The organism is Nostoc sp. (assembly GCF_036917155.1).
Lineage (GTDB): Bacteria > Cyanobacteriota > Cyanobacteriia > Cyanobacteriales > Nostocaceae > Nostoc.
The window spans coordinates 1-8,527 of the sequence record NZ_JBALDZ010000055.1 but is presented as its reverse complement, the minus strand read 5'-3'; the positions used below and the strand labels follow the sequence as shown (position 1 = coordinate 8,527).

The following is an 8,527-nucleotide window of genomic DNA, read 5'->3' as shown; positions in this document are numbered from 1 at the left end:
TGGCTTTGGCAAAGCCTCCACCCAACCTACAATTTTTTGGCAACTAATACTTTTTACTTCAAATGACCGAAAACAACTCATGATACAGAGCAAGTAAATTTATTTATGGAAAAGCAAAAAAATGTATAACGAGTGGCACAGTGAACCAGCGCTGTAGGCGGGTTTCCCGCCGTAGGCGACTGGTGAACCCGAAGGGCGCAAGAAATACGAAGTCCGTTTACAGAGCAGCTAAATTTATTTCTTGGGATCATTAATTTTGAATTCGGAGCGAAGCGACGTGACTAGCAGTATCGAGGACATCAATAATCTTAATGCTCAAGTTGTTCAATTAGTTGAACAAGGAAAATTAGATGTGGCTTTAGATTTGGCACAGCAGGCTGTAATTTGTGGACAAAAACTGCAAATAACTGAACATTCTATTTTCACCGATAGTCTGAATAATCTGGCAGAGTTATATCGCCTACATGGTCGCTATACAGACACAGAAAATCTCTATCAACAAGCCTTAAATCTCAGAAAGAAATTGTTTGGAGAAGAACACATTAACGTAGCAGAATCTTTAAATAATTTAGCTGTTTTTCATTTTTCGCTAGGAAAATATTCGCAAGCTGAACAAGGTTTTATAACGGTTTTTAAAATTTGGCAACGGTTGCTTGGAGATGAACATCCTCAAGTCGCAATTGTTTTAAACAATCTTGCCGAAGTTTATCGAAAACAAGGACGTTATTCAGATGCAGAAAATATATATTCACAAGTTTTAGAAATCCAAAAGTTTGCTTTTGGAGATGAACACCATGATATCTGGCGTACATTTAATAATCTAGCTGCACTATACGAGACTCAGGGACGTTACTTAGACGCAGAAAATAAGCATTTATCAGCTTTGGAGATGATCAAAAGCCTATTTGGAGAGACGCATCCTGATGTTACTGTTAGTTTAAACAATTTAGCAGCACTTTACGATTCACAAGGACGTTACTTAGAAGCTGAACAAAACTATTTAGAAGTTTTAGCAAGTTGGAAAAGATTACTAGGAGATGAACATCCTCTAGTGGCATCTGCCTTAAATAATATTGCTGCCAATCATAAGGAGCAAGGACGATATCAAGAAGCTGAACAAATGCATTTATCAGCCTTAGCTATGAGAAAACGTTTGCTTGGTGAGCAGCATCCTGATGTTGCAAATAGCTTGAGTAATTTGGCAGAAATCTATTTCCTACAAGGGCGTTATTTAGCAGCAGAACAAATATATTTACAAGCTAATGAAATCAGAAATCGCCTGTTTACTTCCGAACATCCAGATATTGCACATGGTTTAATTAATCTCGCAAGAAATTACGCATTTCAAGGGCGCTTCTTCGAGGCAGAACAAATATATTTACAAGCATTACCAATGCTGGAACGCTTACTTGGAAAAGGGCATCTTAGTGTGGCAAATAGTTCAGATGATTTAGCATTGCTCTATCAAATGCAAGGGCAATACTCAAAAGCTGAACAAATTTACCTGGAAGCCTATTCTATTAGAAAAAATATCTTGGGAGAAAATCATCCTGACATTGCAACTAGCTTAAACGATATCGCAGTAGTTTATCGGCTGCAAGGGCGATATTCAGAAGCCGAACAAACGCATCTCACAGCCTTAGTAATGATTAAAGAACTGCTAGGAGCAAAGCATCATCTGGTTGCGGCTATGTTGAATAACTTGGCGGTGCTATATGATGCTCAATTTAAATACTCACAAGCCGAATCGTTATTATTAGAAGCTTTGGCGATTGTTAAAAGTTTATTTGGTGACGAACACCCTCAAGTAGCGACTAGCATGAATAATTTAGCTACTATCTATGGTAGTCAGCAACGCTACATTGAAGCTGAACAATTGCACTTGTCAGTATTAAAAATTAGGACATCTTTGTTTGGCAAAGAACATCCTGATATTCCCAACAGTCTTAATAATTTAGCATTAATATACTTATCCCTTGGGCGTTATGAAGAAGCTGAACAGAAGTATCTAGAAGCTTTATCTATGAGAAAACACTTATTGGGGGATAAACATCCTGATACTGCCCTCAGTTTAAATAATCTAGCAACTGTATTAGCTGCTATGGAACGCTATAGTGATGCTTTGTCATATCGCATACAGGCAAGCTGTATCAATGACTTGATGATTAATAGTATATTTGCTTTCAGTTCCGAAAGCGATCGCCTCGCTTTTCTTGAAAAACTTAGAGGTAATTTCAATTTATTTCTTTCTTTAGTCTACAAGCATCTCTCTAATTCCGAAAGTGCTTTGCAGGCAGCCTTAGATTTTGTCCTCAAACGCAAAGCTTTAACAGCAACATCTTTAGCTGCTCAAAATGAAGCCCTTTATAGCAATCGCTATCCACATCTCAAAGAAAAGTTTAGTCAACTCAGTAAGTTAAATGCACAGCTAGTCAATCTAACTGTTTCTGCGGCTCAAAGACAAGACTTTGCAGATTTTCAAAAAAAACTAGCACAACTAGAGGCAGAATCCAACGACTTACAAAAACAACTAGCTGCTCAAGTACCGGAAATTCAACTATCTGAACAACTTCCTGACCGTTTTGCTGTGGCTGAGGCATTACCAATTGATTCGGTATTAGTCGAATTTGTCCGCTTCGATTTTTTCAATTTTCAAGCAGTTCCAGCTAAAGGTGAAACACAATGGTATCGGGCGCGTTATCTAGCATTTGTCTTAAAAGCGGGATTACCAGATGCAGTACAAATGTTCGATTTAGGAGAAGCTGAAGTTATTGATGAGTTAATTTCAGTCTTACGTCTGCAATTATCTGACTCTAGCAAAAAAACACTAGGCTGGGCATCTATACCTAAATTACCGACTAAAGAATATGACTTAACCACAGCAATTCAACTGTGTCAACTGCTGTTTGGTAATTTCCGTGAGGCACTCGGAGGCTACAAACATCTAATACTTGCACCAGACGGCAATTTGAACTTACTGCCATTTCAGATATTACCCCTTGATGAAACAGGTAAACACCTGCTTATGGATGAATATACTATTTCATATTTAGGTGTTGGGCGCGATATTCTGCGCTCTGGGATTAAGACTGGACGGACTGCGGATGTACCTTTGATCATAGCCGATCCTGATTTTGATTTAGCAAGTGAACAGGCGCACGGACAAACAAATGAGTTACTAGCAATATTCGGTTGCGATCGCCTATCTCGTACTCAGAGTACTGGATTCTTGGGTGAAATTGTTGCTCAAAAGCTCTTAAATGCACGTTTATATCTGGGAGCAGAAGCACTAGAAACCCATCTAACTACTAGTAAGTGTCCCCACGTCATGCTCATCGCCACTCATGGTTTGTTCTTACCTGATTCACCCCCAACACCACCAATTCCAAATCTGATCGATCCCAAAACTCAAATCCCAAAACTCAAACTAACTAACCCCATGACACGCTCTGCATTAGCTCTCGCAGGTGCTAATACTGGGCTAACTGGCGGAAGTTTGCCTCCCAAAGCGGGTAAAGGGGTTGTATTTGCTCAGGATATTGCAGCTTTAGACCTATGGGCAAACGAAATTACTGTGCTGTCTGCCTGTGACACCGCCAGAGGAGATATTAAAATTGGCGAAGGTGTATTTGGATTGCGTCGAGCTTTTACAGTTGCCGGTGCAAAAACCCTAGTTATGAGCCTGTGGCAAGTTCCCGATCCAGCCACTACTTTACTAATGGAGCGTTTCTTTGATAACTTGCTTTGTGGTATGGGTCGTGTAGATGCGTTACAATCTGCTCAAGATTATATACGTAAAATTACTGTCAAAGAATTACGAGACTCTGCTTTGGGATTAGAAGTATTAAAAGAATTGTTAGAACTAAAGAAATTATCCGCAGATACCGAGATTAACTGTCAAGAACAAGACACACCGTTAGAACATCCTTTTTACTGGGGGGCTTGGATTTGCCAGGGAAATACAGAGCCGTTGATGACAGAGATACAAAAACCATACCTTTAATAGTGTGAATGATAGTGATAATTCTTCTCATAATGAGAATTTCTGAATTTATCTTGACATGATTCAAACGATATGTTAATAATAATAGTTTGTGGAAACTTTACTTCTTAATATAAGCTCTTGGCTAACGTCATTGTCATAGGTGCCCAATGGGGCGATGAAGGAAAAGGTAAAATCACTGACTTACTCAGCCGTTCGGCAGATGTTGTGGTGCGTTACCAAGGGGGTGTCAATGCTGGACACACGATTGTAGTCAAAGGTCAGACCTTTAAACTGCACTTGATTCCCTCTGGTATTTTGTATCCAAATACCGATTGCATTATCGGCTGTGGTACAGTAATCGATCCACAGATTTTGATCGCAGAACTCGACCAACTAAAAGATTTAAATATTTCCACTGACCACCTGCTGATATCTGAGACAGCCCACGTAACGATGCCTTATCATCGGTTGATAGACCAGGCATCGGAAGAACGACGGGGAAGCCATAAGATCGGCACAACAGGTCGGGGCATTGGGCCGACTTATGCTGACAAATCTGAACGTACAGGCATCCGAGTTTTAGACTTGATGAACCCCGATAGCCTACGTGAGCAGTTAGAGTGGACGATTAATTATAAAAACGTCATTTTAGAAAAGCTTTACAACTTGCCGCCTCTAAATCCACAAGAGGTGATTGAACAGTATTTGGGGTATGCAGAACGCTTGCGCCCTTACGTTATTGATACATCGTTGAAAATATACGATGCAATTCAGCGACGGCGCAATATTTTATTTGAAGGCGCACAAGGTACGCTCCTCGATCTAGATCATGGAACTTATCCTTATGTCACTTCCTCTAATCCCGTTGCTGGGGGGGCTTGTGTTGGTGCAGGGGTAGGTCCGACAATGATTGATCGGGTAATTGGGGTGTCAAAAGCCTACACAACGCGGGTGGGAGAGGGGCCATTTCCCACTGAATTGGATGGAGAGTTAGGAGAATTATTGTGCGATCGCGGTGCCGAATTTGGTACAACCACCGGGCGCAAACGGCGTTGCGGCTGGTTTGATGCCGTTATCGGTCGCTATGCCGTGCGGATTAACGGCATGGATTGTATGGCGCTGACCAAACTGGATGTTCTCGATGAATTAGAGGAAATCCAAGTTTGTGTCGCTTATGACATAGATGGACAACGTAGCGAACACTTTCCCACCAGTTCCCGCCAATTTGCGAGATGTCGCCCCATCTACAAAACCTTACCAGGATGGCAAGTGTCAACAACTGACTGCCGCACCCTAGAAGACTTGCCAAAACGGGCATTGGACTATCTAAAATTCTTAGCCGAATTAATGGAAGTTCCGATCGCGATCGTCTCACTAGGAGCCAGCCGCGATCAAACCATAATCGTAGAAGACCCTATCCACGGGCCCAAACGCGCTTTATTGCACCCTGACGGCACACCTGCTACCCTACTTAGTGCTTAGTTAAGAGTTAAGAGTGAGTAATTAAATCAAAATTCCTAACTCCTAACTCCTAACTCTAATTAACAACTAACTCTAATTAACAACTAACAACTTTTATGGCTATTACAGTCGAATCTCAAAAACGTCCAGAAGGCAGCAAGCCAAGAGCTTTGCGTCGTGCTGGATTGATACCTGCCAATTTGTATGGTCATAAGGGTACAGAATCTATTTCTTTGACCATTGAGGCCAAAACTGTTGAGCGTTTGCTCAAAAGAGCTTCCGTCAATAACACCTTGATTGAGTTGAATGTCGCTGATGCACCTTGGCGCGGTAAAACCTTGCTGCGGGAACTTCAGATCCATCCCGCCAAAGGTACGCCTTATCACCTCAGCTTTTTCGCGGTTGCTGGTCACGGCGACACCACTGTAGAAGTTCGGTTGCGGTTTGTGGGAACTGCTGTTGGTGTTAAACAAGCGGGTGGCGTGTTAGACACTGTAATTTCTGAATTGCAAGTGAGTTGTGCGCCAGAAAACATCCCAGATGTCATCGAAATCGATGTCTCTAATCTGCAAATTGGCGACAGCTTGAGTATTAGTGATATAGCCTTTCCTGAAGGTGTTACACCTCTAGCTGAATCGGAACGACTTGTTGTCAGCGTTTTGCCACCACAAATTAGCGCTGAGGATGCTGGCACGGAAACTGAAGCAGCTTCTTAAGCTAGGTAAACTGTGTAACAATTTTTGATGATACCAGGGGGGGAACTCCTGGTTTTTTTGTATTTGAACCGCAGAGGCGCAGAGAGCGCAGAGGCCAGAGATGACAGAAGTGACTCTTCCAGCTTTAATTGAGCAAATGTTGCAGCCGGGATTTTATCCCCATACAGTAACAGAACCGATTCAACTAATTCAAACCCACGTTTCTTATGTGCTGTTAACTGGGGATTACGCCTATAAGCTGAAAAAACCTGTGAATTTTGGCTTTTTGGACTTTTCCACCTTAGATAAGCGGCAGCATTTTTGTCAGGAAGAGTTACGGTTAAATCAGCGGGGTGCTGGTGAACTGTATTTAGAAGTTTTGCCCATAACTTTGGTTGGGGAGCAATATCAGTTAGAGGGAACGGTCGAGGCTGTAGAATATGTGCTGAAGATGCGCCAGTTTCCTCAAGAGTCGCTATTAAGTACACTTTTTGAAGAAGGTAAGTTAAATGAGACACACCTAGATGAGTTGGGGCGGGTAGTGGCTCAATATCATGCTGAAGCAGAAACAAATGATTATATTCGTACTTTTGGTGAAGTGCCAAATGTCCAGGCTGCCTTTGATGAGAATTATGAGCAAAGTGAGAAGTATATTGGCGGCCCCCAGACGCAGACGCAATTTACAGAAACAAAGCAATATACAGATAAATTTTTTGCCGAACGTCCAGAATTATTCGCTAGCAGAATTCACAACAACTATATTCGTGAATGTCACGGAGATTTACACCTGAGAAATATTGCCCTCTGGCACGATAAAATCTTGTTGTTCGATTGCATTGAGTTTAATGAGCCGTTCCGCTTTGTCGATGTGATGTACGATGTGGCGTTCACGGTGATGGATTTGGAAGCCCGCCAACGCAAAGATTTGGGTAATGCGTTTTTGAATGCCTATATAGAGCAAACTGGTGACTGGGAAGGCTTACAAGTGTTGCCTTTGTATTTAAGTCGTCAGACTTACGTCCGAGCTAAGGTGACATCATTTTTGCTAGACGATCCAAGTGTACCTGCGACAGTAAAGGAAGAAGCGACAAAAACGGCTGCTGACTATTACAAACAGGCTTGGGAATACACTAAACCAAACCAGGGACAACTAATTTTGATGTCGGGGTTGTCGGGTTCTGGTAAAAGTACCACAGCAAGGTCTTTAGCCCGTCAACAGGGAGCGATTCACCTGCGTTCTGATGCGGTACGGAAGCATTTAGGGGGAATTCCTTTGTGGGAAAAGGGTGGCGATGATTTGTATACACCGGAGATGACCGAGAAAACTTACACACGGCTGTTAGAATTGGGAATTATCTTGGCTAAACAAGGTTTTTCGGTGATTTTGGATGCCAAGTATGATAAACAACAGTTACGGCAAGAAGCGATCGCACAAGCTACAAAGCACCAACTTCCCCTTCAGATTATCCAATGCACAGCACCGCGGGAAGTGATAAAAGAGCGTTTGAATAATCGCACTGGTGATATTGCTGATGCCACCGCCGATTTATTAGCCTCACAAATCAAACAAGCTGAACCTTTTACGGAAGAGGAACAACCTTATGTAAAGATTTGGGATACAACTCAAATACAACAGGCACAATTAAAATAATTCGTAATGACGCTCCTACGGATGCTCGATTACTCGCTACCGCTGCGCTAACGTAATTCGTAATTGAATCGAAAATTACGAATTAGCAATTAGTTAATAAGTTTTTTATTCTATGGCAGACAAAAAGAACGATTTTTTCAGTATTTCTCCCAGCTTCTTTTCTCAACTATTATTTGGGGCATTTTTAACATTTATATTAATAATGACTGGCTCCGCACCAGCCCTGAGCATCTTCTTAGGAATTATGGGCGGTTTCATCTTAAGCTGGATCACCAATCTAACTGATAATAGCCCCCAAGCTCCAGCGGTTGCCTCCTCCGATGGTGTCGATACAGGATTGAAATATTGGTTATTTTTCATGCTGGGCTTTGTATATTTGGGGTATTCAGCACCCATGAGTATATTGCTAGGTGGAATAGGCGCTTTGGCTGGAGGCTGGATTACTGCTTGGTGGGGAAGCAAAGAAGAAACTAGAACTCAGTTGCAAGTTGAAGAGCCAGAAGATGGCGAAGTTGAACCAACGAACGAGAGGATCAACAAACGTCAAACAAGAAGGGCTGGCCGTCGTTACCGTCGCGCCCCTGGAAGTAGTTTCAATTTCAGGTTTTGGGAAAGGTAGGGACTGGGGACTGGGGACTGGGAAAAAGCAGAGGAGCAGAGGAGCAGAGGAGCAGAGGAGCAGAGGAGCAGAGGAGCAGAGGAGCAGAGGAGCAGAGGAGCAGAGGAGCAGAGGAG

The 8,527-nt window shown here is 42.3% G+C and carries 5 protein-coding genes; all 5 read left to right on the top strand.

Annotated elements, in window-relative coordinates; genetic code table 11:
* Positions 1 to 277: 277 nt before the first annotated feature.
* The 5 genes from V7K67_RS08245 to V7K67_RS08225 all read left to right on the top strand — a co-directional run bounded on the left by V7K67_RS08245 (position 278) and on the right by V7K67_RS08225 (position 8,411).
* Complete coding sequence (locus V7K67_RS08245; RefSeq protein WP_335165982.1) at positions 278 to 4,003, top strand: CHAT domain-containing tetratricopeptide repeat protein; 3,726 nt, start codon at positions 278 to 280, stop codon at positions 4,001 to 4,003.
* 120 nt (positions 4,004 to 4,123) lie between these two features.
* Complete coding sequence (locus V7K67_RS08240; RefSeq protein ID WP_334732907.1) at positions 4,124 to 5,467, top strand: adenylosuccinate synthase; 1,344 nt, start codon at positions 4,124 to 4,126, stop codon at positions 5,465 to 5,467.
* A gap of 95 nt (positions 5,468 to 5,562) precedes the next feature.
* The gene (locus V7K67_RS08235) at positions 5,563 to 6,162 is read left to right on the top strand and encodes a 50S ribosomal protein L25/general stress protein Ctc (RefSeq protein WP_334710523.1); all 600 of its coding nucleotides are present in this window, start codon (positions 5,563 to 5,565) and stop codon (positions 6,160 to 6,162) included.
* Positions 6,163 to 6,262: 100 nt separating this feature from the next.
* A complete protein-coding gene (locus V7K67_RS08230; RefSeq protein WP_335165980.1) occupies positions 6,263 to 7,792 on the top strand; it encodes a bifunctional aminoglycoside phosphotransferase/ATP-binding protein in 1,530 nt (509 codons plus the stop codon).
* 112 nt (positions 7,793 to 7,904) lie between these two features.
* On the top strand, positions 7,905 to 8,411 hold the full coding sequence (locus V7K67_RS08225) for a hypothetical protein (RefSeq protein ID WP_335165978.1): 507 nt from the start codon (positions 7,905 to 7,907) through the stop codon (positions 8,409 to 8,411).
* Positions 8,412 to 8,527: the final 116 nt, after the last annotated feature.

Excerpts from the sequence above, each read along its gene's own strand:
- V7K67_RS08235 (WP_334710523.1), top strand. The coding sequence starts at position 5,563 with ATGGCTATTACAGTCGAATCTCAAAAACGTCCAGAAGGCAGCAAGCCA.
- V7K67_RS08230 (WP_335165980.1), top strand. The coding sequence starts at position 6,263 with ATGACAGAAGTGACTCTTCCAGCTTTAATTGAGCAAATGTTGCAGCCG.
- V7K67_RS08225 (WP_335165978.1), top strand. The coding sequence starts at position 7,905 with ATGGCAGACAAAAAGAACGATTTTTTCAGTATTTCTCCCAGCTTCTTT.